This is a genomic window from Cellulosimicrobium sp. EB106-03-01-XG111 (assembly GCF_058792115.1).
Genome location: NZ_JBYTEQ010000029.1, coordinates 1 through 26,533, shown reverse-complemented (window position 1 = coordinate 26,533; position 26,533 = coordinate 1). Strand labels below are relative to the sequence as shown.

General features: G+C 76.4%; 31 protein-coding genes and 2 riboswitches. Of the genes, 12 read left to right on the top strand and 19 right to left on the bottom strand.

Annotation, left to right across the window (positions count from 1 at the left end; genetic code table 11):
- Nucleotides 1–21 precede the first annotated feature (21 nt).
- The 7 genes from AC3WT4_RS18860 (at nt 22) to AC3WT4_RS18830 (ending at nt 5,175) form a co-directional block, all read left to right on the top strand.
- On the top strand, nt 22–1,293 hold the full coding sequence (locus AC3WT4_RS18860; RefSeq protein WP_108048014.1) for an arginine deiminase: 1,272 nt from the start codon (nt 22–24) through the stop codon (nt 1,291–1,293).
- 81 nt (nt 1,294–1,374) lie between these two features.
- Entirely contained in the window at nt 1,375–2,763 is a 1,389-nt protein-coding gene (locus AC3WT4_RS18855) for a hypothetical protein (RefSeq protein WP_492316209.1), read from the top strand.
- A gap of 24 nt (nt 2,764–2,787) precedes the next feature.
- Nucleotides 2,788–2,862: riboswitch (Fluoride riboswitch) on the top strand.
- A 41-nt stretch (nt 2,863–2,903) separates the two neighbouring features.
- Nucleotides 2,904–3,464: a universal stress protein gene (locus AC3WT4_RS18850; protein ID WP_074803913.1), complete on the top strand. Its 561-nt coding sequence runs from the start codon at nt 2,904–2,906 to the stop codon at nt 3,462–3,464.
- Nucleotides 3,452–3,898 carry a FluC/FEX family fluoride channel gene (locus AC3WT4_RS18845; RefSeq protein WP_492316208.1) on the top strand — a complete coding sequence of 149 codons (447 nt, stop codon included), beginning with the start codon at nt 3,452–3,454 and terminating at the stop codon, nt 3,896–3,898. Before AC3WT4_RS18850 ends, AC3WT4_RS18845 begins: the two co-directional genes overlap by 13 nt.
- Nucleotides 3,895–4,272 (top strand): fluoride efflux transporter FluC, encoded by a 378-nt coding sequence (locus AC3WT4_RS18840; protein WP_492316207.1) that lies wholly within the window; start codon nt 3,895–3,897, stop codon nt 4,270–4,272. Before AC3WT4_RS18845 ends, AC3WT4_RS18840 begins: the two co-directional genes overlap by 4 nt.
- Before the next feature lie 100 nt (nt 4,273–4,372).
- Nucleotides 4,373–4,858, top strand: coding sequence for an SRPBCC domain-containing protein (locus AC3WT4_RS18835; RefSeq protein ID WP_074803907.1), 486 nt, complete (start codon nt 4,373–4,375; stop codon nt 4,856–4,858).
- Complete coding sequence (locus AC3WT4_RS18830; protein WP_074803905.1) at nt 4,855–5,175, top strand: ArsR/SmtB family transcription factor; 321 nt, start codon at nt 4,855–4,857, stop codon at nt 5,173–5,175. The genes AC3WT4_RS18835 and AC3WT4_RS18830 overlap by 4 nt, the downstream gene beginning before the upstream one ends.
- A 10-nt stretch (nt 5,176–5,185) precedes the next feature.
- On the opposite strand, the gene AC3WT4_RS18825 is transcribed toward AC3WT4_RS18830, so the two are convergent.
- From AC3WT4_RS18825 to AC3WT4_RS18795, 7 genes are all read right to left on the bottom strand, one after another.
- Nucleotides 5,186–5,791: a flavodoxin family protein gene (locus AC3WT4_RS18825; protein ID WP_257416999.1), complete on the bottom strand. Its 606-nt coding sequence runs from the start codon at nt 5,789–5,791 to the stop codon at nt 5,186–5,188.
- A gap of 114 nt (nt 5,792–5,905) precedes the next feature.
- Entirely contained in the window at nt 5,906–6,319 is a 414-nt protein-coding gene (locus AC3WT4_RS18820; protein WP_074803901.1) for a hypothetical protein, read from the bottom strand.
- Entirely contained in the window at nt 6,316–6,759 is a 444-nt protein-coding gene (locus AC3WT4_RS18815) for a hypothetical protein (protein ID WP_492316206.1), read from the bottom strand. The genes AC3WT4_RS18820 and AC3WT4_RS18815 overlap by 4 nt, the downstream gene beginning before the upstream one ends.
- On the bottom strand, nt 6,756–7,985 hold the full coding sequence (locus AC3WT4_RS18810; protein WP_074803897.1) for an NRAMP family divalent metal transporter: 1,230 nt from the start codon (nt 7,983–7,985) through the stop codon (nt 6,756–6,758). The genes AC3WT4_RS18815 and AC3WT4_RS18810 overlap by 4 nt, the downstream gene beginning before the upstream one ends.
- On the bottom strand, nt 7,982–8,488 hold the full coding sequence (locus tag AC3WT4_RS18805) for a hypothetical protein (RefSeq protein ID WP_492316205.1): 507 nt from the start codon (nt 8,486–8,488) through the stop codon (nt 7,982–7,984). Before AC3WT4_RS18805 ends, AC3WT4_RS18810 begins: the two co-directional genes overlap by 4 nt.
- Nucleotides 8,489–8,558: 70 nt before the next feature.
- Nucleotides 8,559–9,212, bottom strand: coding sequence for a response regulator (locus AC3WT4_RS18800; RefSeq protein ID WP_257416997.1), 654 nt, complete (start codon nt 9,210–9,212; stop codon nt 8,559–8,561).
- Complete coding sequence (locus AC3WT4_RS18795; RefSeq protein ID WP_167405691.1) at nt 9,209–10,294, bottom strand: sensor histidine kinase; 1,086 nt, start codon at nt 10,292–10,294, stop codon at nt 9,209–9,211. The genes AC3WT4_RS18800 and AC3WT4_RS18795 overlap by 4 nt, the downstream gene beginning before the upstream one ends.
- Before the next feature lie 168 nt (nt 10,295–10,462).
- Between AC3WT4_RS18795 and AC3WT4_RS18790 the strand changes: the two genes are divergently transcribed.
- A complete protein-coding gene (locus AC3WT4_RS18790) occupies nt 10,463–12,577 on the top strand; it encodes a hypothetical protein (RefSeq protein WP_492316204.1) in 2,115 nt (704 codons plus the stop codon).
- A gap of 153 nt (nt 12,578–12,730) precedes the next feature.
- On the opposite strand, the gene AC3WT4_RS18785 is transcribed toward AC3WT4_RS18790, so the two are convergent.
- From AC3WT4_RS18785 to AC3WT4_RS18760, 6 genes are all read right to left on the bottom strand, one after another.
- A complete protein-coding gene (locus AC3WT4_RS18785) occupies nt 12,731–13,390 on the bottom strand; it encodes an ANTAR domain-containing protein (RefSeq protein ID WP_492316203.1) in 660 nt (219 codons plus the stop codon).
- A 132-nt stretch (nt 13,391–13,522) separates the two neighbouring features.
- The gene (locus tag AC3WT4_RS18780; RefSeq protein WP_492316202.1) at nt 13,523–13,924 is read right to left on the bottom strand and encodes a DMT family transporter; all 402 of its coding nucleotides are present in this window, start codon (nt 13,922–13,924) and stop codon (nt 13,523–13,525) included.
- 2 nt (nt 13,925–13,926) lie between these two features.
- Entirely contained in the window at nt 13,927–14,241 is a 315-nt protein-coding gene (locus tag AC3WT4_RS18775) for a DMT family transporter (protein ID WP_021482216.1), read from the bottom strand.
- A gap of 13 nt (nt 14,242–14,254) precedes the next feature.
- A riboswitch (guanidine-III (ykkC-III) riboswitch) is annotated at nt 14,255–14,321 on the bottom strand.
- A 2-nt stretch (nt 14,322–14,323) separates the two neighbouring features.
- Nucleotides 14,324–15,268, bottom strand: a complete 945-nt coding sequence (locus AC3WT4_RS18770) for a hypothetical protein (protein ID WP_492316201.1) — start codon at nt 15,266–15,268, stop codon at nt 14,324–14,326.
- Nucleotides 15,269–15,355: 87 nt separating this feature from the next.
- Nucleotides 15,356–16,372 (bottom strand): zinc-binding dehydrogenase, encoded by a 1,017-nt coding sequence (locus AC3WT4_RS18765; RefSeq protein WP_492316200.1) that lies wholly within the window; start codon nt 16,370–16,372, stop codon nt 15,356–15,358.
- A 100-nt stretch (nt 16,373–16,472) separates the two neighbouring features.
- The gene (locus AC3WT4_RS18760) at nt 16,473–17,180 is read right to left on the bottom strand and encodes an ANTAR domain-containing protein (RefSeq protein ID WP_400113227.1); all 708 of its coding nucleotides are present in this window, start codon (nt 17,178–17,180) and stop codon (nt 16,473–16,475) included.
- A 200-nt stretch (nt 17,181–17,380) separates the two neighbouring features.
- Here AC3WT4_RS18760 and AC3WT4_RS18755 point away from each other — a divergent pair, with 200 nt between their 5' ends.
- Entirely contained in the window at nt 17,381–18,010 is a 630-nt protein-coding gene (locus AC3WT4_RS18755; RefSeq protein ID WP_083384717.1) for a PAS and ANTAR domain-containing protein, read from the top strand.
- A gap of 49 nt (nt 18,011–18,059) precedes the next feature.
- Here AC3WT4_RS18755 and pdxR read toward each other — a convergent pair whose 3' ends face one another.
- Nucleotides 18,060–19,511, bottom strand: a complete 1,452-nt coding sequence (pdxR, locus tag AC3WT4_RS18750) for a MocR-like pyridoxine biosynthesis transcription factor PdxR (protein ID WP_492316199.1) — start codon at nt 19,509–19,511, stop codon at nt 18,060–18,062.
- Nucleotides 19,512–19,557: 46 nt separating this feature from the next.
- On the opposite strand from pdxR, the gene AC3WT4_RS18745 reads away from it, so the two are divergent.
- Nucleotides 19,558–20,070, top strand: a complete 513-nt coding sequence (locus tag AC3WT4_RS18745) for a carboxymuconolactone decarboxylase family protein (RefSeq protein WP_400113230.1) — start codon at nt 19,558–19,560, stop codon at nt 20,068–20,070.
- A gap of 12 nt (nt 20,071–20,082) precedes the next feature.
- On the opposite strand, the gene AC3WT4_RS18740 is transcribed toward AC3WT4_RS18745, so the two are convergent.
- A complete protein-coding gene (locus tag AC3WT4_RS18740; RefSeq protein ID WP_492316198.1) occupies nt 20,083–20,955 on the bottom strand; it encodes an alpha/beta fold hydrolase in 873 nt (290 codons plus the stop codon).
- 121 nt (nt 20,956–21,076) lie between these two features.
- Between AC3WT4_RS18740 and AC3WT4_RS18735 the strand changes: the two genes are divergently transcribed.
- The gene (locus AC3WT4_RS18735; protein WP_492316197.1) at nt 21,077–23,032 is read left to right on the top strand and encodes an AfsR/SARP family transcriptional regulator; all 1,956 of its coding nucleotides are present in this window, start codon (nt 21,077–21,079) and stop codon (nt 23,030–23,032) included.
- Nucleotides 23,033–23,063: 31 nt separating this feature from the next.
- Here AC3WT4_RS18735 and AC3WT4_RS18730 read toward each other — a convergent pair whose 3' ends face one another.
- Nucleotides 23,064–23,636, bottom strand: a complete 573-nt coding sequence (locus AC3WT4_RS18730; RefSeq protein ID WP_074803875.1) for a TetR/AcrR family transcriptional regulator — start codon at nt 23,634–23,636, stop codon at nt 23,064–23,066.
- Nucleotides 23,637–23,714: 78 nt separating this feature from the next.
- Here AC3WT4_RS18730 and AC3WT4_RS18725 point away from each other — a divergent pair, with 78 nt between their 5' ends.
- Nucleotides 23,715–24,293: a dihydrofolate reductase family protein gene (locus AC3WT4_RS18725; protein ID WP_492316196.1), complete on the top strand. Its 579-nt coding sequence runs from the start codon at nt 23,715–23,717 to the stop codon at nt 24,291–24,293.
- A 29-nt stretch (nt 24,294–24,322) separates the two neighbouring features.
- Here AC3WT4_RS18725 and AC3WT4_RS18720 read toward each other — a convergent pair whose 3' ends face one another.
- From AC3WT4_RS18720 to AC3WT4_RS18710, 3 genes are all read right to left on the bottom strand, one after another.
- Nucleotides 24,323–25,129, bottom strand: a complete 807-nt coding sequence (locus AC3WT4_RS18720) for an anti-sigma factor (RefSeq protein ID WP_363469873.1) — start codon at nt 25,127–25,129, stop codon at nt 24,323–24,325.
- Complete coding sequence (locus AC3WT4_RS18715) at nt 25,113–25,694, bottom strand: RNA polymerase sigma factor (RefSeq protein ID WP_074803869.1); 582 nt, start codon at nt 25,692–25,694, stop codon at nt 25,113–25,115. The genes AC3WT4_RS18720 and AC3WT4_RS18715 overlap by 17 nt, the downstream gene beginning before the upstream one ends.
- Before the next feature lie 88 nt (nt 25,695–25,782).
- On the bottom strand, nt 25,783–26,430 hold the full coding sequence (locus AC3WT4_RS18710; RefSeq protein WP_400113236.1) for a class F sortase: 648 nt from the start codon (nt 26,428–26,430) through the stop codon (nt 25,783–25,785).
- Between the last annotated feature and the right edge of the window lie 103 nt (nt 26,431–26,533).

The window sequence follows — 26,533 nt, the reverse complement described above, 5'->3', positions numbered from 1 at the left end:
CACCACCGAGAGGGAGCACCCATGAGCGTCGCGTCCGCCGTCCCGTCCACCGTCCCGCCCGCGCAGCACGGCGTCCACTCGGAGGTGGGGCGCCTGCGCAAGGTCCTCGTGTGCGCGCCGGGCCTCGCGCACGAGCGGCTGACCCCGACGAACTCCGACGACCTCCTCTTCGACGACGTCATGTGGGTGGAGGCCGCCCAGCGCGACCACCTCGACTTCGTCAACAAGCTGACGAACCGGGGCGTCGAGGTCGTCGAGCTGCACGACCTCCTCGCGCAGACGCTCGCGATCCCCGAGGCGCGGGCGTGGGTGCTCGACCGCAGGGTCGTGCCGAACCAGGTGGGCCTGGGACTCGTCGAGGGCACGCGCGCCTACCTCGACTCCCTCAGCGAGCGCGAGCTCGCGCGGTTCCTCGTGGGCGGCCTGGCGACGACCGACCTGCCCGACGACTACCGCACCGGCTACGTGAACCTCGCGCGCGAGTCGACGGGCGGGTTCGAGTACCTGCTCCCGCCGCTGCCCAACACGCTGTACACGCGGGACACGACGTGCTGGGTCTACGGCGGCCTGACGCTCAACCCGCTGTACTGGCCGGCGCGCCAGGAGGAGACGCTCCTCATGAAGGCGGTCTACACGTTCCACCCCGAGTACCGGGAGTCGACGGTGTGGTGGGGCGACCCGGAGCAGGACTGGGGGCAGGCCACGCTGGAGGGCGGCGACGTCATGCCGGTGGGCAACGGCGCCGTGCTCGTCGGGATGAGCGAGCGCACGTCGCGGCAGGCGATCTCGCAGCTCGCGAAGGCGCTGTTCGACGCGGGCGCGGCGGAGCAGGTGGTCGTCGCGGGCATGCCGCGGCTGCGCGCGGCCATGCACCTCGACACCGTGTTCACGTTCGCGGACCGCGACCTCGTGACGGTGCACCCGGCGATCGTCGACGGCATCCACACGTTCACGCTGCGGCCGTCGGACCGTTCGCCGGGCGTCGAGATCACCGACGAGGGCGACACGCCCTTCGTCGACGTGGTGGCGCGCGCCCTGGACCTCCCCGCGCTGCGCGTCGTGGAGACGGCGGGCGACGCGTACGCGTCCGAGCGGCAGCAGTGGGACTCGGGGAACAACGCCGTCGCCGTCGAGCCGGGCGTCGTCGTCACCTACGACCGCAACACCCTGACCAACGCGGCGCTGCGGCGCGCGGGCGTGGAGGTCGTGACGATCGTCGGTGCGGAGCTCGGGCGCGGCCGGGGCGGTGGGCACTGCATGACGTGCCCCCTCGCGCGCGACCCCCTCGACTGAGACGCCGCTCGGCGGACCACCGGCGCGGCGCGGCTCCCGGGATACCCTGCACGGGCCGCCCACGACGAGAGGACCCGCCCGATGTCCGACCCCACCGAGCCGTACGAGCCGGTCGACGACCAGACCGTCATGCGGCCGCCGCGGCGGTACGGGGACGACGGCGCCGCGACCCCGGGCGGGACACCGCCCCCGCCGCCTCCGCCCGCTCCCGGGCAGCCTCACGCCCAGGTCCCGTACGGCACCGACCCGTACGGGCAGCGCGGGGCGCCGCCCGCGCCGCAGGGGTACCGCGGCCCGGACCCGCACGCGACGCTCCCGCCGACGGACACGGGCGCGACCTGGCCCCCCGCGGAGACCGGGGCGACGTGGCCGCCCGCCGCGACGTCGTCGGGCCACACCGCACCCCCGCCGCCCGGGCACACCGCGCCCCTGCCGCCCGGGGCGTACGCGGGCGCGCCCTACGGCGCCCCGACCCACGGCACCCCGCCCCACGCCCCCTACGGCACGCCGTCCGCGCCGTACGGGGCGCCGTCGGGCCCGGGCTACGGCGCGCCCGACGACGCGACGGTCGTCCCGACGGCGACCGCGCCGCCGTCGGACCCGTACGGCTTCTCCCCGTACGCGACGCCGCCGGGCCGCGGGCGTCGCCCGTGGCTCGTGCCGGTGCTCGCCGGCGTGGGCGCGTTCGTGCTCGTCGCGGGCGCCCTCGGCGTGTGGCTCGGGCTGCGCGACGACGCCGCGCCCGACCCCGGGCCGACCACGGCCGAGCAGGCGCCCGCGACGTCGGACGCGCCGACGGAGCCGGAGCCGGAGGAGACCGAGGACCCGGCGGACACCGACGTCACGGACGACGAGCCGTGGCTCGCGCAGGAGTACCGCGCGGGCGCGGAGATGGACCCCGAGAAGGGCCCCGGGCTCGCGCCCCTGTCGTGGGAGTACTTCTCCGACAACGACTACCTCGTCAACGGCGACCGCATCGCCCTCGTCGCTCGGCGCGACTTCGCGTGCGACGACGTGCCCGCGATCCCCGCGATCCAGGCCCTCGCAGGCTCGTGCCAGGCCGGGTTCGAGGCGCGCGTCGTGTCCGACGACGGCCCGACCGTCGCGCTCGACGTCGTCGTGCTGGACGTCGGCTCGAAGGAGGAGGCCGAGCGCGCCGCCGCGGCGTTCAACGACGCGCCCGAGGGCGACCCCCTGGCCGACACCACCGGCCCGGCCCACCCGACCCTCGCCGCGGCGGTCCCGCAGCCCGGGTTCCAGGGCTCGTACGCGATCCTCGACGACGGGGACGCGCCGTCGGTGATGCTGAGCACGGGCACCGTCGTGATCATGTACCGGCTCGGGATCGACGACGGCCTGGAGCGCGACCAGGTGCTCCCGGTCGCGCAGGCCGTCGGGTTCGTGATCACCGACCACGAGCTGGCGAAGTCCTTCGACGAGAAGAAGTTCGCGAAGCCCAAGGCCGGCTGAGCGGACGGTCCCGGCGCTGGCTACGCTGGGAGCGGCGATGGATCCCGCCGGGGCGCAGCCGCCCGAACCGCCACCAGGGCTGATGGTTCCTGACTCGTCGCACGTCGGCGGGCAGGACGCTGCCCGCGGGAGGAGGCCCCATGAGAGCACGGCCGCACGCGGGGCCGGTGCCCCAGCCCGCGCTCGACCGGATGGTCCCGTTCGCGGGGCACGCCGTGGTGGTGGGCGTCGTCCCGGGCGGTGACCCGCTCGTCGTCCGCACGGCGGCGGCCTGGGCGGACGCCGCCGGGTCCCGGCTCGTCGCGGCGTACGCGGACGCGTCGCGCGCCGTGGTCGAGGAGCACCCGGACGGGTCCGTGACGCACGCGTCCCTCGACCCGGACTCCGCCGACGACGCCTGGCAGGACACCGCCGAGCGCCTGCGCGCCGAGGTCGACGCGGAGCTCGCGGGAGCACGCGTGCCGTGGGAGCTGCGCTACCTCGCGGGGCGCCCCGACCGCGCGCTGACCCACCTCGCGCGCGCCGTCGACGCGGCGGTCATCGTCGTCGGGTCGCGCGCGCCGGGCTCGCTCGCCCACGTGCGCGAGCTCGTCGAGGGGTCGGTCGCGGTGCACCTGGCCCACCACCAGCACCGTCCCGTGCTCACGGTCCCGCTCGCCGTCGTGGACTGGAAGGAGATCCGCACCCCGTGGGAGAGGTGACGCGCCGGACCCCGTTGCTCGCGCTCGCGGGCCTCGTCGCGGCCGGGGGAGCGGTCGGCACGACGGCGCGCGCGCTGCTCGAGCACGCGTTCGCGCCCCGGCCGGGCGCGTGGCCGTGGACGACGTTCTGGATCAACGTCGTCGGCTCGTTCGTGCTCGGCGCGCTGCTCGAGACGCTGCTGCGCGCGGGCCCGGACTCGGGCCGGCGCCGGGCCGTCCGGCTGGGGTGCGGCACGGGCGTGCTCGGGGGCTTCACGACGTACTCGACGTTCGTCGTCGAGGTCGAGCGCCTCGCGAGCGGCGGGCACGTCGCGCTCGGCGCGGCCTACGCGCTGGGGAGCGTCGCGCTCGGGGTCGCGGCGGCGGTGAGCGGTGTCGCGCTGGCGGCCGCGGCCCGACGGCGGCGCGTCGCCCGGGGCGGTGGTCCGCGGTGACGGGGCTCCCCGACCTGCTGCTCGTCGCCGTCGCGGGCGGTCTCGGCGCGGCGGCCCGGTTCCTCCTCGACACGGTCGTCGCGCGGCACAACCGCTGGTCGACGCCGCTCGGCACGCTCACGGTCAACGTGACGGCGTGCTTCCTGCTGGGGCTCCTCACGGGCTGGGGGGCGACGCACCCGGGCCAGGGGGACGTCGTGGCGGTGCTCGGCGTCGGGTTCCTCGGCGGGTACTCCACGTTCTCGACCGCGTCCGTCGAGGGGGCGCGGCTCCTCCTCGCGGGTCGCGGCGCGGTCGCGCTCCTGCACGCGCTGGGGATGCTGCTCGTGTGCCTCGCGGCCGCCGTGGCGGGGATCGCGCTCGCGGGCGAGTGACGCGGCGCCCGTCTCGGTGCAACCCGGGGGTTGCGCTCGAGGAGGCGCTGTGCAACTGTGGAGTTGCACAGCGAGACCTTCCCCACGGAGAGGACGCACCATGACCACCACCAACGAGCCGGCCGTCGTCGACACGGCGTCGTACACCGTCTCCCGGACCGTGACGATCGACGCCCCGGCCGCCCGCGTCTGGGCGGCGCTCACCCAGGAGGACCTCATCAGCCGCTGGTTCGGGCAGCGCACCTCCCTGCCCGACCTGCGCGTCGGCGGCGAGGGCGTGTTCAGCTGGCCCGACGTCCCCGACGTCCAGGTGCGGATCGAGGAGTACGACCCCACGACGACGTTCGCCTTCCGGTGGGGGACCCCGGTCGGGCAGCCCCTGGACGAGACGACGTCGACCGTCGCGCGCTTCACGCTCGAGCCCCAGGGCCCGACGACCGTCCTCCGCGTGGTCGAGACCGGGTTCGAGCGGACCGCCGACCCGGAGGACCTGCTCGAGAGCCACCGGCAGGGGTGGACGAGCGAGCTCGACGAGCTCGTCGAGCTGCTCGAGGGCGCACTCGCGGCCGAGGGCGGGCACGCGTGAGCGCAGCGGCGACGGAGCTCGCCCCCGTGTTCTCCGCGCTCGCGGACGACACCCGGTGGCGGATCCTCCAGGAGCTCGGCAGCGCGGACCTCTCGGCGTCCGCGCTCGCCGAGCGGCTCCCCGTGAGCCGGCAGGCCATCGCGAAGCACCTCGCCGTGCTCGCGGAGGTCGGGCTCGTCGAGTCGGTGCGCGTCGGGCGCGAGGTCCGGCACCGGGCCGTCGGGACCCGGCTCGGCGAGACCGCGCGCGCTCTCGAGGCCATCGGGGCGGCGTGGGACCGCCGGCTCGCGGCGATCAAGCGGATCGCGGAGTCGTAGCGGTCGTCGGTCAGGAGCCGGGAGCGGGGACGGGGTGCGCCGCGAGCGCCGCCGCGACGGCGTGCAGGTTGTGCGCCATGAGGCGCCCCGTCTCGCGCGCCCACTCGTGGCCGTGTCCGGTCTGGACGTAGTCCGGCCCGGGGCCCGGGCCCTGGTTCCAGTAGGTCCACGCCTGGCCCGGGATCGTGTAGCCGATGTCCGCGAGGGCGCCGCTCACCTCCGAGATGACGTGGTGCGCGCCGTCCTCGTTGCCCGTGACCACGACCCCCGCGACCCGGTTGTAGGCGACCGGGATCCCGTCGGGCCCCTCCTCGGAGATCATCGCGTCCATGCGCTCGAGCATGCGCTGCGCGAGCGACGACGGGCGCCCGAGCCACGTGGGCGTGAGGACCACGAGGATCTCCGCCGCGAGCAGCCGCTCGTGCACGCGCGGCCACTCGTCGCCCTCGCCCACGTCGGTGACGACGCCGGGCGGCACGGCGATGTCGACGAGGCGGACGTGCTCGACCTCCACCCCGCGGTCCTGGAGCGCCTCGGCGACCACGCGCCCGAGCGCCTCGGTGTTGGACGGCTCCGGGGAGCTCTTGAGCGTGCAGCTGACGAACAGCGCCTTCATGGGGTCCTCCCGTGGCGCCGGGCGGTCGTGCCGCCCGGGACGGCCGGCGGCGGCTGGCTCCACCGTCCCGTCCAGCGTCACGGGGCCGCGCGTCGCTCGCAACGCGCGGCGTCGTCAGGGGAGGGCGGCGTCCTGGCGCCGGTAGCCCTGCGCGAGCCGGACCTCGCCCTGCCCGACGGCGGCGACGTCGTCCCACGGCACGAGGAACGTGCCGCGGTGCCGGCGCCGCACGAGCTGCGGCACCGGCCACGGGGCCGTGACGCCCGTGCGCTCGTACCCGAGGAACGACGTCCCGGTCCGCGGGCTCACGAGGATCCCGACGACCCGCGCGCGCCCGACGCGGCTGCGCCGTCGCACCTGCTCGCTCAGCGCCCGGTCCTCGGGGTGCGCGTCGTCGGGGTCGGCCCCGCCCGCGGGCGGGCCGTCGTCGGGCAGCGTGTCGAGCGCGAGGCGCACGTCGACGAGGAACCCGAGGTCCTCGCCGTCGGGCCCGAGGACGCGCGCGTCGAGCAGGTCGCCGAGGATCACGACCCCTCCTCGGGGTCGTGCCGGCCGCCAGGGATCCGGCCGACCACGTGCTCGCGCAGCCAGTCCTCGGTCCAGTGCAGGTCGAGCGAGTCCGCGCGGACGGTGAGCTCGAGCGCCGTGCCCACGTGCCCGACGTCGGACCACGGCACCCGCTCCCAGCGCGACGCGGGCGGGCGGCCGCCGAGGAGGCGCGTCACGAGCACCGGGCCGGTGAGGACCGCGCCGACCTCCGCCGGCTCGCCGGGCACCGCGTCCCGCGGGCCGTCGTCCGGCCCGGGGCCGTCCTGCCCGGTGTCGTCCGCGCCGGGCGCGGCGACGAGCTCCAGGTCGTCGACGGTCGTGACCGGCTCGCCGTCGACGTCGAGCACCTGGCGGCTCAGCAGGTGCAGGCGCGCGTCCACGAGGCGCACCCCGGTCGGCACGGAGTCGTCGCGGTTCATGACCCTGCTCCCGTCGCGATCATCAGGGGGACCGCCGCCACCGCCGCGACGACGACGATCACCAGGTAGACCATGCCGAGCGCGTTGGTCACGCGCCCGTTGACGTGCTCGCCCATGTACTCCGGGTCGTTGGCCACGAGGAGGATCGGCACGTAGGTGAGGGGCAGCGCGACCGCGGAGAACACGACGGACATCTCGGTGACCGCCACCGGGTCGACGCTGGTCATGAGGATCGCGACGGCGAGCAGCAGCGCGACGACCATCGTCAGGTGGAAGCGCGCGGCGCGCGCCGGGCGGCGGAACTTCCCCCACGACCAGCCGAGGTACTGCGCGAGCGTGTACCCGCTGGACAGCGCGGTCTCGAGCGCGGCGCCGAACGTCGCCGCGACGATCCCGACGATCACCACGGCGAGCAGGAGCGTCCCCCCGGCCTCGGCGACGGGCAGCACGATCTGCGACAGCGACGACACCTCGATGCCCGCGGGCAGCAGCACGACGGCCGCGCACGCGGCGATCGCCACCGACAGGAGCCCGCCGAGCGGGAACCCGACGAGCACGTTGACCCGGTTCTGCGCGAGGTCCTTCGCGGTCCAGCCCTCCTCGACGGCGCCGGAGGAGAAGAAGAACACCTCGTACGGCGTCATCGCGGCGCCGAAGAGCGCGACGGCGTAGTACCAGTACGTCGCGACGTGCTCCGTCTCCGGGGGCGACGGCGGCACCGCCTGGCGCAGCAGCTCGCCCCAGTCCGGCCCCAGCAGGAACAGCGCGACCCCGAACCCGACGAGCAGCAGCCCGAGCAGGCCGGCGACGTTCTCCATGACCTGGAACTTCACGCGCCACAGCACGAGCCAGACGGCGAGCGCAGCGACCGGCATCCACAGGCGCGGCTCGACGCTGCTCGCGAGGTGCAGCGCGAGCGCGATGCCGCCGATCTCCGCGGTGAGCGTGAGGAGGTTGATCGCGAACGACGCCGCGAGGTTCGCGCCCGCCGCCCGGGGGCCGAGGCGCTCGCGGATGATCTCGAACGTCGCGCGACCGCTCACCGCCGCGACGCGGCCCGACATCGACGCGAACAGGCAGATCCCGACGACGCCCACGACCACGACCCACACGAGCGACAGCCCGAACCGCGACCCCACGACGGCGTTCGTGACGAGGTCGCCGATGTCGACGAACCCGCCGATCGCCGTGAGGATGCCGAGCGCGACACCGAGCAGCTGCTTCACGCGCCACCCGCCAGGGTGAGCACCGTGTCGAGGTCGTCGGCCGCGCGCGCGAGGTCGGCCTCGAGCTCGGACGCCGTGAGCGGCACCGCCCCGGCGGCCGACAGGTCGCCGCCCGCCTCGCGCGCGACCCACGCGCGCGCGGTGACGACCTCGGCCGTCGCGTCGGCGACGGCCGCGAGCCCCGCGTCGCGCTGCGCGGAGGAGACATCGTCGGGCGGGACGAGCGTGGTCAGGGCGGTCGTGGACTCCTCGAGGACCCGGACCTGGTCGAGCACGGCGGCATCCGCGACGGGCGTCGTCACACGATCGGCGTCGAGCAGCCGCACGGTGAGCCGCGTCGTCTCGACCGCGGACCCCGCCTGGGCGACCGCGTCGGCGACGGCGGCGGTCGCCTGGCCCGGCTCCTGGCGGCTCGCGGTGCAGCCCGCCGTCGTGCCGAGCACGAGCCCGAGCAGCAGCCCGAGCGCGGCCCCGGACCGGGTGATGCGCGCACGACGTCCCACGTCAGCGATGGTGCCGCCGCTCGGGGAGGCCCGCACCCCGGCGGCCTCGGGTGGGACCACGGCCCGGGCGTCACTCTCCGGCGAGGCCCGCCTCGTGGGCGAGGATCGCGGTCTGCGTGCGGTTCGTGGTGCCGAGCTTGGTCATCGCGTGCGCGAGGTACGCCTTGACCGTCGACTCCGCGAGGAAGAGGCGGCGCCCGATCTCGGCGTTGGACAGCCCGCCCGCGACCGCCGCGACGACCGCGCGCTCCTGCGGCGCCAGACCCCCGACGCGGCGTCGGGCGTCGGCGCGGCGCGCCGTCCCGTCGCCGCCCGCGGCGGCGAGCAGGTGCCGGGCGACCGCGGGGGAGAGGATCGAGTCGCCCGCGACCGCCGCGCGGATGCCGTGGTGCAGCTCCTCCGGCGTCGAGTCCTTGAGCAGGTAGCCCGCCGCCCCGGCCCGCAGCGCCGGCAGGACGTACTCGTCCGCGAGGAAGCTCGTCAGGACGACGACGGCGGTCCGCGGCCGCTCCCGGTGGATCGCGACGAGCGCGTCGAGCCCGTCCATGACGGGCATCTGCATGTCGAGGAGCAGGGCGTCCGGGTCGAGCTCCCGGACGAGCTCGACCGCGCGGGCGCCGTCGCCGCCCTCGCCGACCACGTCGAGGTCCGGGGCGGTGTCGACGAGCCGCACGATCCCGGTGCGCAGGAGCGCCTCGTCGTCGACGACGACCACGCGGATCATGAGGTCCTCCTCGGCAGGGTGGCGCGGAGGCGGTAGCCGCCCGCGGGCGTGGGGCCGGCCTCCAGCGTGCCGCCCAGGAGGTCGACGCGCTCGCGGAGCCCCGCGAGGCCGAAACCCCCGGTCGTCAGCCCGGTCGGGGGACGGTCGGGCGCGTCGTTGTCCACGGTGACCGCGACGCCGTCCGGCACGGGCGTCACCGACACGACCGTGCGCGCCCCGGGTGCGTGCCGGACGGCGTTCGTCAGCCCTTCGCCGACGACGCGCGCGACCGTCCGGTCGACGAGGTCGGGCGGCGACGACGGCCCCACCTCGACGTGCGTCTCGACCGGCTGGCCCGCCGAGCGGGCCTCGGCGACGAGGGCCTCGACCTGCTCGTCGTCCGGCGCCGGGGGCGCGGTGGCGGTGGTCGGGCCTGCCGCGGTGAGCGCACCCAGCACCTGCCGCATCTCCGCGAGGGCGGCCCGGCCACTGGCCCCGATCTCGTCCGCGACCCGGCGGACGTCGTCGTCGTGCGTGGTGGTCGCGAGCACCTCCGCCTCCACGACGGCGTAGCTCACGCGGTGCGAGACGACGTCGTGCAGCTCGCGCGCGAGCCGGGCGCGCTCGGCGGCGCGGGCGGCCTCGGCGCCGCGCTCCGCGTCCCGGCGGTCGGTGTCGGCGCGGTACCGCTCGGCGCGTCCCGCGACGTACGCGGCGAGCAGCGTGAGCGTCCCGACCCACAGGGCCGTCGGCCCCGACGCCTCCGCCGTCACGCGCCACGCCGGCAGCGTCGCCGCGGCGACGCCGAGCACGACGGCGCCGCTCGCCCGCGCCGAGGGGACCTCGGCGCCCACCGTGTAGAGGGCGGCGACGGTCGCGAGCGCGGGCGAGACGAAAGAGAGCGCGACGCACACCGCGACGACGGCGAGCGGACTGCGCCTCCGGAGCAGGAGCGCGGCGGCCGCGGCGGTCTGCGCGGCGAGCTCCGCGCCCTCCGGCGCCCAGCCGATCCCGGAGCGGGCCCGCAGCGCGACGAGGAGCGCCCCGGCGACCGCGCTGGACGCCGCGACGAGGACGTCGGCCCGCGAGACCTGGACCCTCACGCCGCTCAGGCTAGCCACCGGGCGCCGTCCCGGCCCGGCGGCACGATCGCACGGAGTCGACTTTCGGGGGTAGCGGTCCCCACCGTTCGGGCGTGCCGGAGGGACCCCCGCGGGGCGGAACGTGGAGTCATCGGGAAACACCCGCCACGAGGACAGAGGAGCTCCACCATGAAGGTTCTTCGCACCGCCACCACGACCGCCGTCTCCGCCGCGCTCCTGCTGGGCGCCCCGCTCGCCGCGTTCGCGGACGACGGCGAGGCGTCGGCGCCCGAGGCACCCGCCCCCGAGGCCCCCGCCGAGGAGGCGCCGGCAGCGGCGGAGGTCCCGGCCTCGTCCGAGGCTCCCGCCACGACCGAGGCACCTGCGGCGTCCGAGGCACCTGCCGCGCCGGCAGCCGACGCCCCGGCGGCCGAGGCGCCCGCGCCGGTCGACCCGGTCGTCGCGCCGGCGCCCGAGGCGCCCGCTGCCGAGACCGCTCCCGTGGCCGAGGAGCCCGCCCCCGCCGCCGACCCGGTGGCCGAGCCTGCCGTCGAAGAGGGCGTCGCCGCGCCCGAGGACGCCGCGGCGTCCGACGAGACCGCGACGGCCGACGAGATCGTCCCGGCCGACGACACCACGACGGCCGACGCGACCCCGATGCTCCGTGCGACGGTCGCGGCCGGTCTCCTCGGCGCGACGCAGGCCGCGTACCCCGACGCGGAGTACCAGCCGCACTGGCACGACGGCTACTACCAGGGCTTCCCGTGTGACTACTGGTACTTCAACGAGCCGGCCGAGGGCGGGTCGGGCAAGGACTGGTCGGGGTGGTACGGCCAGCCGCAGCTGCACATCCTCCACCACACGCTCGAGGACGACGACGGCACCCTGCACATGGTCTACGACCGCGACATCGCGGGGTACTGGTACCACGCGTGGTCCGGCGACGAGTCCGTCACCCCGGACGCCGAGGGCATCCACTGGGAGAACACGTCCGCGCAGCAGACGATCCTCGTGAACGGCTACAAGGGCGGCAACGACGCGGCCGCCCGGGCCGCGGAGGCGCAGGCGCTCCTCGACAGCGCGGGCGTGACGGCCGTCGGCACCCCCTGGGAGGAGTACCTGGGCTGGTACCAGTCGTCCATCGACCAGGGCTGGACCACGGTCGACGACGTGCGGGCGATGTACGACGAGCAGCAGCAGCGGAGCCTCGACTACACCGCGTACGAGGCGACGCAGTTCGCCGTCTGGTACTTCTCGACCGGGCACGACGTCATGGGCCTGTTCTTCGACGTCGACGCGTCGAACCACGTGACGGTGAGCGACTTCGCGCAGCAGCAGTTCGCCTCCTCGGGCAACGGCTACTCCAGCGACCGCGCCGCGACCCTGCAGACCGCCGCGTGGCTCATCGAGCAGGCGCTCACGACGAACGTCGTCATGCCGCAGCCCGGCTTCGTCTCGAACGGGTTCGTGCGCAACACCGACGGGTCGACCGACTACGGGTTCACGGCCTCGCTGGCCGGAGGCTCGGGGAACGTGCACGTCGAGCTCCGCACGGCGGACGGCTCGCCGATGCCCGCCGGGGTCGTGCTCGTGGACGCGCAGGGTCGGGTCGTCGACAGCGTGACGCCGGGCCAGAAGGTGTTCGTCCGCGTCCCCGCCGGGACGAGCGTCGCCGACCTGCCGCAGTTCCAGCTGTGGGGCTCGGCCCAAGGCACGCAGCAGGGCAGCCCGCACTTCTACACCGGCTGGGACCACAACAACCACGGCGAGGGCTCCGTCGATCCGGAGACCGGGCAGTGGACGCCGTCGACCTTCCAGCACTGGTTCATCGGTCTCGGTGAGCTCGACCGCCCGTCGACCGCCTGGGACTGGATCGGTGTGACCCTGGCCGACGAGCCGGAGGCGCCGGTCGACCCGACCGACCCGGTGGACCCGACCGACCCGACCGACCCGACGGACCCGACGGACCCGACCGGCCCGACCGACCCGGTCCAGCCGGTCGACCCCACGGACCCGACCGGCCCGGTCGACCCGACCGACCCGGTGCAGCCGGTCAACCTGACCGACGGCGTCTACGCGGGCCCGACGGGGACGGTCGTCGAGGTGGCCGGCACGGCCGACCCGACGAACCTCGGTCTCACGGACCCGCAGCCGGTCGCGGACGTCGAGCAGGCCGCCCAGCGCGACGCCCTCGCGACGACGGGGACGGACGCGAGCGTCCTCGCCGCCGGAGCGTTCATCGTCCTGGCGGGCACCGGCCTGGTCCTGGCCTCCCGGCGCCGGCGCACCCCTGACGCCCGCTGACCCCGGCGGCTCGGACCGCTCACGTCGCCGACCGGGAACGCCCCGGCCCCGCACCGACACGGTGCGGGGCCGGGGCGTCGTCGTGCTGGTGCCGCGAGCGCGAGCGCGGGCGCCGCCGTGTCGTCGTGCCGGCGGTCCGGACGGGCGGTCGGGTCAGGCGGCCTGGCCCACGCCCGCGAGCAGGCGGTCGAGCGCGGGGCGCGGGTCGGCCCCGGCCGGCAGGTCCTGCGCGACGGCGACGATCGACTCGGCGATGTCGCGCACCTTGACGTTGGCGAGGCTCGACGAGCGGCGCAGGGCCGCGAACGCGGCGTCGGGGGTGACGCGGTAGGCGAGCGCGACGATGCCCTTGGCCTGCTCGATCGCGGCACGGGACTGCGCCCACAGGCCGATCTGCTCGTTCGCCTGGGCCCGTGCGCCGACGCCGACGACGCTCGTCACGTCGAGCACGACGCCCCGGGCGACGGGGGAGCCGGTGGGGTCGGTCCAGGCGACGTCCACGAGCACGATGACCGCGCGCTCCCGGCCGCGGGCGTCCTGCATGACCTGCACCTGGACGGGAGCCTCCCCGGACACCGCGCGCGCGATGGCGGTGAGCGTCTGCTCCCGGTCCTTGCCCGTCGCCCGGTGGTGCCACAGGAGCAGCTCCGTCGTGGGGACGACCTCACCGGGGGCGTAGCCGAAGAGCTCGACGAGCGGGTCCGACCACCACCACGTGTCCTCGAGCGGGTAGTACCGGAACTCCCCGGCGGCGACCGCACCCGGAGAAGCCACCCACGTCGAGAGGACGGCGTTGTCGGCCGAACCGTTCACTTCTGCTCCTTGCGGCCTGGGAGCGGCGTGGAGCCGCTGCATGACTCCGTCGCCCCGGCGCACATGCTCCCGCACCGCGCCCCCGGGCGACGAATCGCGTGCTCAGGGGCGCGGCGGAGCGGTTCGTGCGGGCTACGCGTGGTCCGTGGCTGCTTCCCTCGGCTCCTGGGAGGGGCCGGCCGCGGGGTCGGCGGGGGGCTCGGCCGCCCGCCCCGGGCGCGACGGCACGAGCTTGAGGCCCACCACCGCGGCGATGATCCCGGCGATGAAGACCACCTTGCCCACGCTCACGGACTCGTCGCCCGTGGCGATGGCGTAGGTGACGGTGAGCGCCGCGCCGACCCCGACCCACACCGCGTACGCGGTGCCGATGGGGATGTGCTTGGTCGCCCAGCCGAGGCCGAGCATGCTCAGCGCGAGCGCGACGAAGAAGACGACGGACGGCCCGAGGACGGACAGCCCGTCGGACTTGCCGAGCGCCGTCGCCCAGACGGCCTCGAAGACGGCGCTGACGAGCAGGATGATCCACGGCACGGTCAGCTCACCGCCTTGAGCCCGATGACGGAGCCGACGAGCAGCACGAGCAGGCCGACGCGCGCCACGGTGGCGCGCTCCTTGCCCGTGACGAAGCCCCAGACGACGGTCAGCGTCGCGCCGATCCCCACCCACACCGCGTACGCGGTGCCGGTGGGGAGGGTGGTCATCGCCCAGGCGAGACCGACCATGCTCAGCGACATGGCGACGAAGAAGACGACGGTCGGTCGCCACCTGCGGAAGTTCTCCGACGCTCCGAGCGCGGTGGCCCACACCGCCTCGAGCAGGCCCGAGAGGACCAGGACGAGCCAAGCCATGACAAGAAACCCCTCTGAGTCAGTCTTGTCCGTGCGGGTACTGCTCCCTCGTCCGCAGAGCTACCTCGACGCAACTCTGGTACTAACGTACCACATTTGGACCCGCCAGCCGCCAGCCGCGGCTCACGGTCGTCAGCTCGCGGAACCCCCAGGCACGCAGCTGCGCGATCTCCTCGTGGTCCGTCGCGTCCGTGCCGACCAGGACGCGGTGCACCCCGGCGAGCTCGAGCCACGCCCGGGCCTCGGCCAGCACGCCGGCCAGCAGGGCGTCGTCGTGCCCCGGGCCGGGCGCGAGGTCGACGAGCTCCGCGGTGCCTCCCGTCGCGGCCTGCCGCTCGGCGCGACCGAGGGTCGTGTCGAGCTCGACTTGCGCGGCGGCCTCGCCGCCCCGGTGCGCGGTGAACCGCACGCCCCCGCCGGGGCCGAGCGTGCGGCGCAGGGCGACGTCGTCCGGCACGGGGACCGCGTGGGGGAGCGCCGAGGTCGGGGCGAGCAGCACCGTCTCGGCGTGCTCGCCGGGACGGAAGCCGGCGCGCTCCAGGGCGTCCCGGACGTGCGGCCACTGCTCCGGCACCCCGTAGACGCCTGCGAACGGGAGCTGACCGTCCGCGTACGCGACGCGCACCTGCCACGCCGCGAGCTGCGCGTGGCACGCGGCCGTCAGCGCGTCCGCGGCCGCGCGGGCCTCGGCGGACTGCTCCGGGTCCTCGTCGTCGGGCGGCGTGACGAGGAACCACTGCACGAGGCCGGCGTCGCGGTAGTCGTCGCTCGCCTCCGGCCCGGCCGTGAACCGGTGCAGGTGCGCGGCGCCCACGACCCGGTGCCGGCACTCGACGACGAACGTCGCGCGCTCGACCACCCACGGGTCGACGACGTGCTCGTCGGGCTGGCGCTCCAGGCTCCCGAGCACGCTGTTGACCGAGAGCCGGGCGCCCGGGACGACGGCGGAGAGGTGGGAGTTGACGAGGTCCGTGAGCTGGTCGCGGTCGTCGCGACGGAAGGTCCGGACACGGGGTCGTGCAGACATGCGGCTGCCTCCAGGCAAAGGGATGTGCTGGGGAGGCCGCCACGCGATGCGGTACGCGGGCACCCTAGCAGCCGCGGTCGCCCGTCGTCAGGGGCGCAGCAGCGCCTTGATCGCGCGCCGCTCGTCCATCGCGGCGTAGCCCTCGGCCGCGTCGTCGAGGGACAGCTCGAGGTCGAACACGCGCGCGGGGTCGATGCGCCGCTCCAGCACGAGGTCGACCAGCTCGGGCAGGTACTGGCGCACGGGCGCGGGACCGCCCGACCAGTGCACGTGCCGGTAGAACATGTCGACCGCCGGGAGGTCGACCCCGTGGGGGAGCCCGACGACCCCGACGTGACCGCCCGCGCGGACGGCACCGAGCGCCTGGCTCACGGAGTCCTGGGTCCCCACCGCCTCGACGACGCTGTGCGCGCCGAGCCCGTCGGTCAGGTCGCGGACCCGCTCCACGCCCTCGTCGCCCCGCTCGGCGACGACCTCCGTCGCGCCGAACGCGCGCGCGAGCTCCTGGCGCGGCGCGTGCCGGCTCATCGCGATCACCTGCTCGGCGCCGAGCTGCGCGGCGGCGAGGACCGCGAGCAGCCCGACGGCGCCGTCGCCCACCACGACGACCGTCTTCCCCGGGCCCGCCTCGGCCGCACGGGCGCCGAACCAGCCGGTCCCCAGCACGTCCGACGCCGTGAGCAGGCCGGGCAGGAGGTCGTCGTCGGGGCGCTCGGGCGTCGCGACGAGCGTCCCGTCCGCGAGCGGGACGCGCAGCAGCTCGGCCTGCGCGCCGCGCACGGGCTCGCGGTGGACGCACGACGTCTGGTACCCGGCCCGGCAGATCGGGCACGCGTTGTCGGACGCGAAGAACGACCCGACGACGAGCTGTCCCGGGCGCACGGACCGGACGTCCGCGCCGACCTCCTCGACCGTGCCCACGTACTCGTGCCCCATCGCGACGGGGTGCTCGACCCGGTTGACGCCGCGGTACGTCCACAGGTCCGACCCGCACACGCACGCGGCCTCGACGCGCACGATCGCGTCCGTGGGCGCGAGCAGGCGCGGGTCGTCGCGCTGCTCCACGCGGACGTCGTACGGGGCGTGGATGACGGTCGCGCGCACGGGGGCTCCTCGGGACGGGCGGGGCGAGCGGGTGGTCGGGACGTCGTCGAGCCTACGGCGGCCGGCGGCGCGGGGCCCGCGCGGAGGCGGCGTGCCGGGGTCAGGGGTCGTCGGTCCGCAACGACTGCACGACGCGGGCCTCGTCGTAGGCGAAGACGAGCCGCCGCGTGACGACCTCGTCGGCGACGTCGTCCAGGGTCGTCGAGCGGGCGTAGGCGTGCGCCCGGAGCACCGCGAGCGCGTCGCCGGGCGGCACGCGGAGCTGGGCGGTGACCATGCCGGTCGCCTGGTGCACCTCCGCGCGAGGCGCCCAGACCAGCGAGTCGAGGTCGCCCAGGAGGGAGAGCCCGACGGTGTCCGCGAGGAACTGGACGTCCTCCGGCCCGCGGGCGAGCACGCGCGAGGAGGTGAGCAGGCTGAGCACGCCGATCACCCGCCCGCCCGCGTGCATCGGCACCGCGTGGTAGGTGCCGGAGCCCGTGATCGCCCCGACGGCGTGGGAGAAGACGGGGAAGTCGAGCTCGCCGCGGCCGTCGTCGACCCCGCTGACGACGATGTGGTCCTCGGAGAGGGCGAGCTGGACCGGTCCCTCGCCGAGCACCTCGCCGAGTCCTTCGATGCGGGCCGCGAGGCCGTCCGACGTGGACACGGTGAGCCGGTCGTCCGCCGTCGGCGCGACCGTCAGCGCGGCGCTCCGTGCCCCGAGGACCGTCGCCGACGCCTCGCACAGCCGTGCGGGCAGCGACAGGCCGCCGTCGACCCGGGAGAGCGCGCGCGAGAGGAGCTCCAACAGCTCTGATGCGCCCACCGCGCGTCTCCCTCCACCTCGTCCACGGTCAGTCTCGCAGCGTGCTCCGCACTCGCTCGTCGGCGGGGCCAGGGAGCCGTGGAGAGCGACCGCCGCGGGCGGCACCGGACCGGTTGCAGGAACGTGGCGCCGGACTAGAGTCCCCGGAGTCGAGTCTGGACCTGGCTCACGACCCCGCTGAACGACGACGGAGACGACCCATGTCCGTGGAGAACCCCGCACCGCTGCACCCGATCTCGCTCGGCGACGGCACGACGCCCGGGCAGTTCCGGGTCGACCTCGCGACCGACGTCTGGTGGTGGTCGCCGGAGACGTACCGCCTGCACGGCTTCGAGCCCGGGGAGGTCGTGCCGACGACGTCGCTCGTGCTCGCCCACAAGCACCCCGACGACCGCGACCGCGTCCGCGACCTGCTGGAGCAGGCCCGCGCCGACGGCCTGCCGTTCTCGAGCCTGCACCGGATCATGGACGCACGAGGCGCCGAGCGGTTCCTGGTGCTCGTCGGTGAGGGGCGCCGGGACCGCGACACCGGCCGCCTCGTCGAGCTGGTGGGCAGCTTCGTCGACGTGACGGTCGCCGTCCGGGACCGGGCGGAGGAGCAGGCCGAGCGCCACATCGCGGCCGCGGCCCGGAGCCGCGGAGCCATCGAGCAGGCGAAGGGCGTCGTCGGCGCCGCGCTCGGGGTCGGTGCGGAGCAGGCCTTCGGGCTGCTCAAGCGCGTCTCGAACGACCGCAACGTCCGGCTGCGCGAGCTGGCCCGGCGGGTCGTCGAGGAGGGCACCGCCCCGAGCCCGGACCGGGCCCGGCGCGTGGTGTCCCTCCTGCGGTGAGCCGCGGGACCCGCCCTCCCTGCGCCCCGCCCCGCCGGGGGCGCGTCCGTCAGCGGGACGACCGCGGCAGGGCGGGCGCGACGGCGGCCACGAGCGCGTCGAGCGCGGGGCCGACCTGACGGTCGCGCGGTGCGCCGTAGCCCACCACGACGGCGAGACGGCGGTGGGCCCCGCCGTCCGGGAGCACGGGCCCGGCGGCGTACGCGCCCAGCGGGAGCAGGTCGAGGCCGCGCCGCGCGGCCCGCGCGACGACGTCGTCCTCGTCCGTGCCGGGCGGGAGCTCGAGGACGACCTGGAGCCCGGCGGGCAGGCCGACGAGGCGGCAGCCGGGCAGCCGCGCGGCGACCAGGGCGGCGAGGCGCTCGCGTCTCGCCCGGTGCCGGGCCCGGGCCCGCCGGACCGCACGGTCGTACTCGTGGTCGGCGAGGAACCGGGCGAGGGTGAGCTGACCGAGGGCGTCGGGGGACCCGCCGAGGAGACGGCGCTGCCCGACGACGTCGTCCAGGAGCCGGGGCGGCACGGCGCCCCACGCCAGCCCGACGCCCGGCGCGAGGGCCTTGCTCGCCGTCCCCGCGTAGACGACGTGGTCCGGGTCGAGGGCCTGGAGCGCGCCGACGGCGCGACGGTCGTACCGGAGCTCGCCGTCGTAGTCGTCCTCGACGACCGTCGCCCCGGTCCGCGCCGCCCACGCGACGAGCGCGCCGCGCCGCGCGGGGGAGAGGGGCACGCCCGTGGGGAACTGGTGCGCGGGCGTGAGCAGGACGACGTCCGCGCGCGGGCGACCCGCCGGGTCGTCGAGCGCGCCGACGTCGGCGCCGCCGTCGTCCACGGGGAGGGTGACGACCTCCAGCCCGGCCGCCGCGAGGACGTCGCGGTGGGCCGCGTGCCCGTACTGCTCGACGGCGACGCGGCGCGCCCCACGAGCGACCAGCGCCCGGGCGACGAGGGCCAGCAGGTCGGCGAACCCGTGCGTGACGACGACCCGTTCGACGTCGGTCCGGACGCCCCGCGCGCGGCCCAGGTACGCGGCGAGCGCGTCGCGCAGGGCCTCGACGCCGCGGGGGTCCCCGTAGCCGAGCGCGGCGTCGGGCGCGTCCGTGAGCGCCCGACGGGCTGCGGCGAGCCACGCCCCGCGGGGGAAGCCCGACGGGTCGGGCACGCCCGCACGCAGGTCCAGCGGGCGGCGGGTCGGCACGGGCGGCACCGGCGCGGCGGCCGGCCCGACGGCGCGGTGCGCCACCCAGGTCCCGGCGCCGACGCGGGACTCGAGCCATCCCTCCGCGGCGAGCTGGGCGTAGGCGTCGGCCACGGTGCCCCGCGCGACGCCGAGGTCCGCGGCGAGCGACCGCGCCGCGGGCAGCCGCGTGCCCGCCACGAGCCTCCCCTCGACGACGGCGGTGCGCAGCGCGTCCTGGAGGGACCGCGCCGGACGCGTCGGCGAGAGCGTGAGGTGCAGGTCGAGGGCTCCCGCGAGCGACGGATCGGCCCGAGTTTCTCCCACGACATTGCACTGTAGACCCGGGCCGATGCTCCGTAGCGTGGACGGCATGACGACCACGGACAGCCCGACCACCACCACCGAGGCGCTCGTCGCCGTCCCCGCGCGGTTCGACGTCGAGGCGCTCATGCCCGACTTCTACGCCGTCGTCGCGGCGGTCGACGAGGCGGCGGCCGCCGAGGCGCAGCGCGCCGGGATCTCCCCGGTCCTCGCCGACCTCGTGCGGCTGCGGGCGTCGCAGCTCAACGGCTGCGCGTACTGCGTCGACCTGCACACGCGTACCGCGCGCCGCGCGGGCGCGGACGACCAGCTCCTCCAGGCGGTCGCCGTGTGGCGCGAGTCGGGCTTCTTCACGGCGCGCGAGCGCGCGGCGCTCGCGCTCGCCGAGTCCGTCACGCGGCTCTCGGAGACCCACGTCCCCGACGACGTGGCCGCGGCCGCGCTCGACACGCTCGGCGAGCAGGGCACCGCGGCGGTGCTCGCCGTCGTCGTGTCGATCAACGCGTGGAACGCGCTCGCGGTGACGGCCCGCTGCTGGGCGCCGGAGCGGAGGACGCGCTGACGTCGGGACCGGTCACCGGCGCGCGAGCGTCCGGACGACCGCGGCGACGTCGGCCGGAGCCTCCTCGGCCATGAAGTGGCCGGCCGTCGTCGTGAGGTGCTCGAGGTCGGGCGCCCAGCGCCGCCAGACGCCGGCCGCGTCGTACCCGAGCTGTGCGCCCCAGTCCTGCTGCACCACGGCGACGGGCATCGCGAGCCGGTCGCCCGCGTCGAGCGACGCCTGGTCGTGCTCGACGTCGACCGTCGCGGTCGCGCGGTAGTCGGCCACGATCGAGTCGACCGCGTCGCGGCTCGACGCGAGGTAGTGCGCGCGCACGTCGGCGGGGATCGCGGCCGGGTCCTGCGTCCACGCGTCGAGGAAGGACCCGAAGAACGCGTCGGCGCTGTTCCGGATCATCGTCTCCGGCAGGCCCGGGGGCTGCGCCATGAGGTACAGGTGGAACGCGACGGCCGCGTCCACGCCGTGCAGCACCGCCCACGTGTCGAGCGTGGGCACCACGTCGAGGATGCCGAGGTGGCTCACGCGGTCGGGGTGGTCGAGCGCCGCGCGGAACGCGACGAGCGCGCCGCGGTCGTGACCCACGAGGACGAACCGGTCGACGTCGAGGGCGTCGGCGAGCGCGACGACGTCGGCGCCCAGGGTGCGCTTGGCGTAGACGTCGTGCGTCGTGGCGGCGGGCTTCGCGCTCTCGCCGTAGCCGCGCAGGTCGGGCACGACGACGCGGTGGTCGTGCGCGAGGTCGGTCGCGACGTGGCGCCACATGTGGCGCGTCTGCGGGAAGCCGTGCAGGAGCACGACGGGCGTGCCCTCGCCCGCCGTCTCGGCGCGCAGCGCGACGCCGGGCGCGACCTCGACGGTCCGGGTCTCGAAGCCGGGGATGTGCATGGGGTGTCCTCTCTCGGGGTGGTTCTCGGCCGCGCCGGGGCTGCGCCCGGCCGGCTCGTCGCCATCCTCCGGGCGGCGGATCAGCGTCGGATCAGTGCCCCGGTGCGGCGAGAATGGCGGGGTGGTGGAGCTGCGCGTCGAGGTGCTCGGGCCGGTCCGGATGCTGCGCGACGGCACGGACGTCGACCCGGGCGGCCCGCGCCAGCGCGAGCTCCTCGCGCGTCTGGCCGCCGCCCGCGGTCGCCCGGTGTCGTTCGAGCGGCTCGCGGCGGACCTGTGGGACGACGACGCGAGGCGAGACCCGCGGGACCGGCGCGGCGCGCTCGCGACGTTCGTCGGCGACCTGCGCCGGTGCCTGGAGCCCGACCGCGCCCCGCGCACGCCCCCGCGCGTCCTCGTCACGGCGCACGGCGGCTACGCGCTGCGGCTCCCGGACGACGCGCTCGACGCGGCGCGCCTGGAGGCCGCCGTCGCCCGGGCGACCGCGCCTCCCGGGGCCGGGGACGCGGCGTCGGGCACGACGCGCGCGCTGGCGGACGCCGTCGCCGCCTGGCGCGGCGAGCCGTACGCCGACCTGCCGGAGCGGGACTGGGTGCGGGCCGAGCGCCGGCACCTCGTCGAGGTGCACGCGCGCGCCGTCGAGCTGCTCGCCGAGGCGCTGCTCGGCGAGGGCCGGGCCGCGGAGACGGTCGTCGTGCTCGACGCGCACGCCGCCGCGCACCCGTGGCGCGAGCACGCGTGGGCGCTCCTCGCGCTCGCGCTGTACCGCGACGGCCGACAGACGGACGCGCTCGACGTCCTGCGGCGTGCGCGCCGTCGGCTCGCCGACGAGCTCGGCCTCGACCCGGGCCCCGAGCTCGCCCGGCTCGAACGCGACGTCCTCGGCCAGGCACCCGCGCTCGACGGGCCGACGCCGGGACAGCGCCTCGCCGTCACGGCCCCCACCGGCTCGCGCACGCACCTGCGGTCCACGGTCGACGTCGCGCGCACGCTCGCCATCGCCGGGGGCGACCACCTCGCGACCGCGCAGCAGCAGCGCGTCGCGGCGGCGCTCGCGGCGGAGGCCACCGGCGACCCGCTGCTCGCCGCGCGGACCGTCACCGCGTACGACGTCCCGGCCGTCTGGACGCGGAGCGACGACCCCGTGGCGGCCGACGCGCTCGTCGGCGTCGCGCGGCGGACCCTGGATCGCCTCGGTCCGGGCGCGGCGCCGGTGCTGCGCGCGCGTCTGCTCGCGGTGGCCGGCATCGAGCACCGCGGGACGCGCGACGCGTGGGCGTGGGCCGCGGCGGAGGACGCCGTCGGGATCGCGCGCGACCTTGGCGACCCGGCGACGCTCGCGCTCGCGCTCAACGCGCGGTTCCTCCAGTCCTTCCAGCGGCCGGGCGCCGGTCCCGAGCGGGACCGGACCGGCGCCGAGCTCGTCGCACTGGCCGAGGACCACGACCTCCCGACCTTCGCGATCCTCGGCCACCTGGTCCGGATGCAGGCGGCGGCGGGCGCGGGCCGGTTCGCCGACGCCGACGCCCACGCCGCCGCGGCCGAGGACGTCGCGGCGGGCTACGAGTCGCCCGTGGTCCCGATGCTCACCGCCTGGTACCGGGCGATGCGCGACGCCGAGACCGCCCCTCCCGACGTCGCGGCGCGCGCGTACCGCGCCGCCGACGACCGGCTCGCCGGGGTGCGCATGCCCGGAGTGCGCGACGGGCTGCTCCCGCTCGCGCTCCTCACCGTCCGCGTGCGGCACGGGCGTCCGCTCGCCGGGATCGAGGCCGCCGACCTCGGCCCGTACGCCCCGTGGGCGGAGCCGCTGCTCGTGCTCGACGCGGGCGACCCCGACACCGCGGCCCGGTTCGCGCGCGCGGCGCCCGAGCCGCCCGCCGACCACCTGCGCGAGCTGCTGTGGGCGCTGCGCGCGGAGACCGCCCTGCGGCTCGGCGACAGCGCCCTCGCCGGGCAGGCCCGACGCGCGCTCGCCCGCACCCCCGACGAGCTGGCCGGGGCCGGGTCGGGCCTGGTCTCGCTCGGCCCCGTCCGCGGCTGGCTCGACCGGCTCGACGGGCGGCGCGCGTCGTAGGTGCAGCCGTCCGGGGTGGGCGTGAGGCCGCTCAGCGCTCCGGGAGCAACCCCGCCACGAGCGCGTCGACGACCTCGTCGGTCGGGATGTCGGGGTCGATCGGCGTGGTGAGACGGTCGAGGAGCAGCCCGTCGATCGCGTAGTGGAACAGGGCGATCTCCCGGCGTCCGCCGGGCAGGCCGGCCGACCGGTTGAACGCGACGTCGGCCTCGAATCCCGCGCGCAGCCACGGGCCGAGCACGGCCGCGAGCTCGCCCCGACGGCCGGACTCGAGCCGCAGCTCGAACAGGGCTCGGGTGACGTCGGCGTCGGTCGACAACCGGCGCACGATGTCGCGGAGGTAGTCCGCGAACAGCGCGCGGTCGGGCGTCTGGGCCGCGCGTCGGGCGAGGTCCTCGGGTGCCGGCGCGAGCCGCTCCCCGATGCGCTCGAAGAGCCCCGCGACGAGGGCGTCTCGGCTCCGGAAGTAGTTCGACGTCGTGCCCGTGGGGAGCCCGGCCTCGTCGTCGATCGCGCGGTGCGTCAGGCCGCGCGACCCCTCGCGGGCGAGCACGGCGATCCCGGCGTCCGCCAGGGCGCTGCGCCGTGCGGTGTTCTTCGCCATGCGCCGAGGCTATCGCAACCACTGCACCTGTTGTAGTCTCACCGACAACCACTTCATCTGTAGTTGTCAGGAGACATGATGCGCGAGCTGACCTACTACGTCGCCGTGAGCCTCGACGGGTACATCGCCGGGCCGGGGGGCGAGTTCGACGCCTTCCTCGCCGAGGGCGACCACATGGCGCCCATCTGGTCCCGGTACCGCGGCACGGCGCCGACGGACCTGGCCGAGGCCGCCGGGCTGCCGGTCGCCGACGGCCCCTTCGACACCGTCCTCATGGGCTGGAACACCTACGCCGTCGGCCTCCCCGACCACCACCTGCCGAACCCCTACCGGCACCTGCGACAGATCGTCTTCACCCGCACGCACGAGGCGCCCGAGGGGAGCGAGGGCGTGCTGTTCACCGGCGCCGACCCGGTCGAGACGGTCCGCGCGCTCAAGCGGGAGGACGGCCGGGGGATCTGGCTGTGCGGCGGGGGAGCGCTCGCCACCGTGCTCGTCGACGAGATCGACCGGCTCGCGCTCAAGGTGAACCCGGTGATGCTCGGCGCCGGCGTCCCGCTGTTCGGCGAGCGGGACTACGCGCCCCTCTCCTGGCGATCGACGGGCGCGCAGACGTTCCGCTCCGGCGTCACGCTCGCGGAGTACGCGCGGACGTGAGCGCCGGTCCCGCGGAGACGACCGTGCGCCTAGACGTCGAGCGGGCCCCGCACGACCGAGTCGCCCGAGTGGGAGGGGTCGCCGTCGAAGTGCTCCTCGGAGACGTCGACCACGGGGAACTCGGCGAGGTCCAGGCCGTCGGGCACGTCGAAGCGGCCCTCCGTGCCGTCGAGCACGCCGAGGCTCACGAGGCCGCTCAGGTCCTCCGCGAGCAGCCACACCTCGCGGTACGTGCCGTCGGGCGCCGGCGCGTCGACCGTCACGACGACCTGGCGCCGCCCGTCGGGCCGCTCCTCGACGCGCGCGTCGCCGCTCGCGCCCTGCCAGTCGGGCAGCGGGTCGAGCGTCGCGCTCGCGACCGTCGTCTCGGGCGGCTCGACCTCGCGGCGCTCCCAGAGGACGCCGCCCACGCCGCCGACGACGAGCGCGGCGGCGGCCGCCGCCGCGACCGGGACCCAGACCCGTCGGCGCCGCGACGCGAGCGGCACGACGACGGCCGTGCCGGTCGCGCCGCCGTCCTCCGTCCCAGGCTCGGCCACGCCCTGCGGGAGCGTCGGCGCGGACGGAGCGTCGGTGACCGCCGCGGGGGCGACGACGGGCGGAGCGGCGGCGCTCGTCAGGCCGAGCTCGGCCTGGACCCGCGACCACACCGCGGCGTCGGGGGCGACGAGCTCGTCCGCCGGGTCCGCGCCGTCGAACGCGTCGACGACGCGCGCGAGCCGGGCGACGGCGTCGGCGCACTCCGGGCAGGAGGACAGGTGCGCGCGCGCGTCGTCGTCGAGCACGTCCTCGCCGAGCGCGAGGAGCGCGAGGGTCTCGTCATCGATGTGCTGCACCGTCCACCTCCAATCGGTCGCGCAGCCGGATCAGGCTTCGTCGTACGTGGCTCTTGACCGTACCCAGCGGCAGGCCGAGCTCCTCGGCGATCTGCACGTGCGTCAGGTCGCGGAAGAACGCGAGCTCCAGGATCGTCCGCCCCGGGTCGCCGAGCCGTCGCAGCTCCTCCGTGAGGAGCACGCGGTCGGCGACGCGCCCGACGTCGGTGTCCTCGCTCGCCGCGCGACCCGGGTCCGGGGCGGTCGTGGCCGCGGCCTCCTCCGACCGGCGGACCCGCGAGCGGGCCTCGTGCGCGTCGGCCACCGTGTGCCGGGTGATCCCGACGAGCCAGGCCGGGAGCCGGGCCCGGTCGGGGTCGAACCGGGACCGGCCGCGCCACGCCGCGACGAAGACCTGCTGGGTGACGTCCTCGGCGTCGGCGCGCGTGCCGAGCGAGCGCAGCGCGATCGTGTGCACGAGCGCGGACCAGCGTCGGTAGGCCTCGGCGAGCGCCTGCTCGTCGCCGTCGGCGAAGTCGCGACCGAGGCGCCACAGGTCCGGGTCGGTGGTCCCGGTCTCGGTCACGTTCAGGGCGGGTCCTCGAGGGTCGGCGCCGACCACCCGGGCGGCAGCGGCGAGCGGGTAGCAGCGATCGTAGCGCCCGTGCGGTCCGTCACCGCGCGGGGACCGCGGTCACGACGACGTTGTCCGAGTACGAGCGTCGCTCGGCGTCCCAGCGGCCGCCGCACGTCACGAGGACGAGGCGGCGCTCGCCGTCGCGGTCGAACAGCGCGTCGAGCGGGACCTCGGGCTTCGCGATGCTCCTGATGTCGGTCACTGTGTAGGTGTACGAGGTGCCCGTCGCGTCGACGACGTCGACGCTCGCGCCCGTCGTGATCTCGCGGAGCCGCGCGAACGGCCCGACGCCGTCCGGGTCGTCCACGTGCGCGGCGACCAGGGTCGTCCCGGTGGGGCTCGCCGGGGCCGGGCCGAACCGGTACCAGGCGGCGACGTCCCCGGAGCCCGGCAGCGCCATGCGTCCCTCGGGGTCGACGCCCGCCGCCTCGACGGGCAGGTCGATCCCGAGGTCACCGACGACGACCCGTGCGGGCGCCGGGGGTGGGGGAGCCGGGACGTCCCGGGCCGGGCGCACCGGCACCGGTGCGTCCCGGGCCGGCCCGGGCGTCCCCGCGGTCTCCTCCCCGCCCTGGTGGGGGGCCGGGGTGGGGAGGGGGTCGGCCGTCGGTCCGAGGAGTCCGTCGGTCGACCCGTCGGCGGACGGCAGGGAGCATCCGCCGACGACCGCTGCGGTGACGAGCACCGCCCCCAGGAGGGTCCGGAGGCCGGCCCGGGGGGGGGGGGGGGGGGGGGGGGGGGGGGGGGGGGGGGGGGGGGGGGGGGGGGGGGGGGGGGGGGGGGGGGGG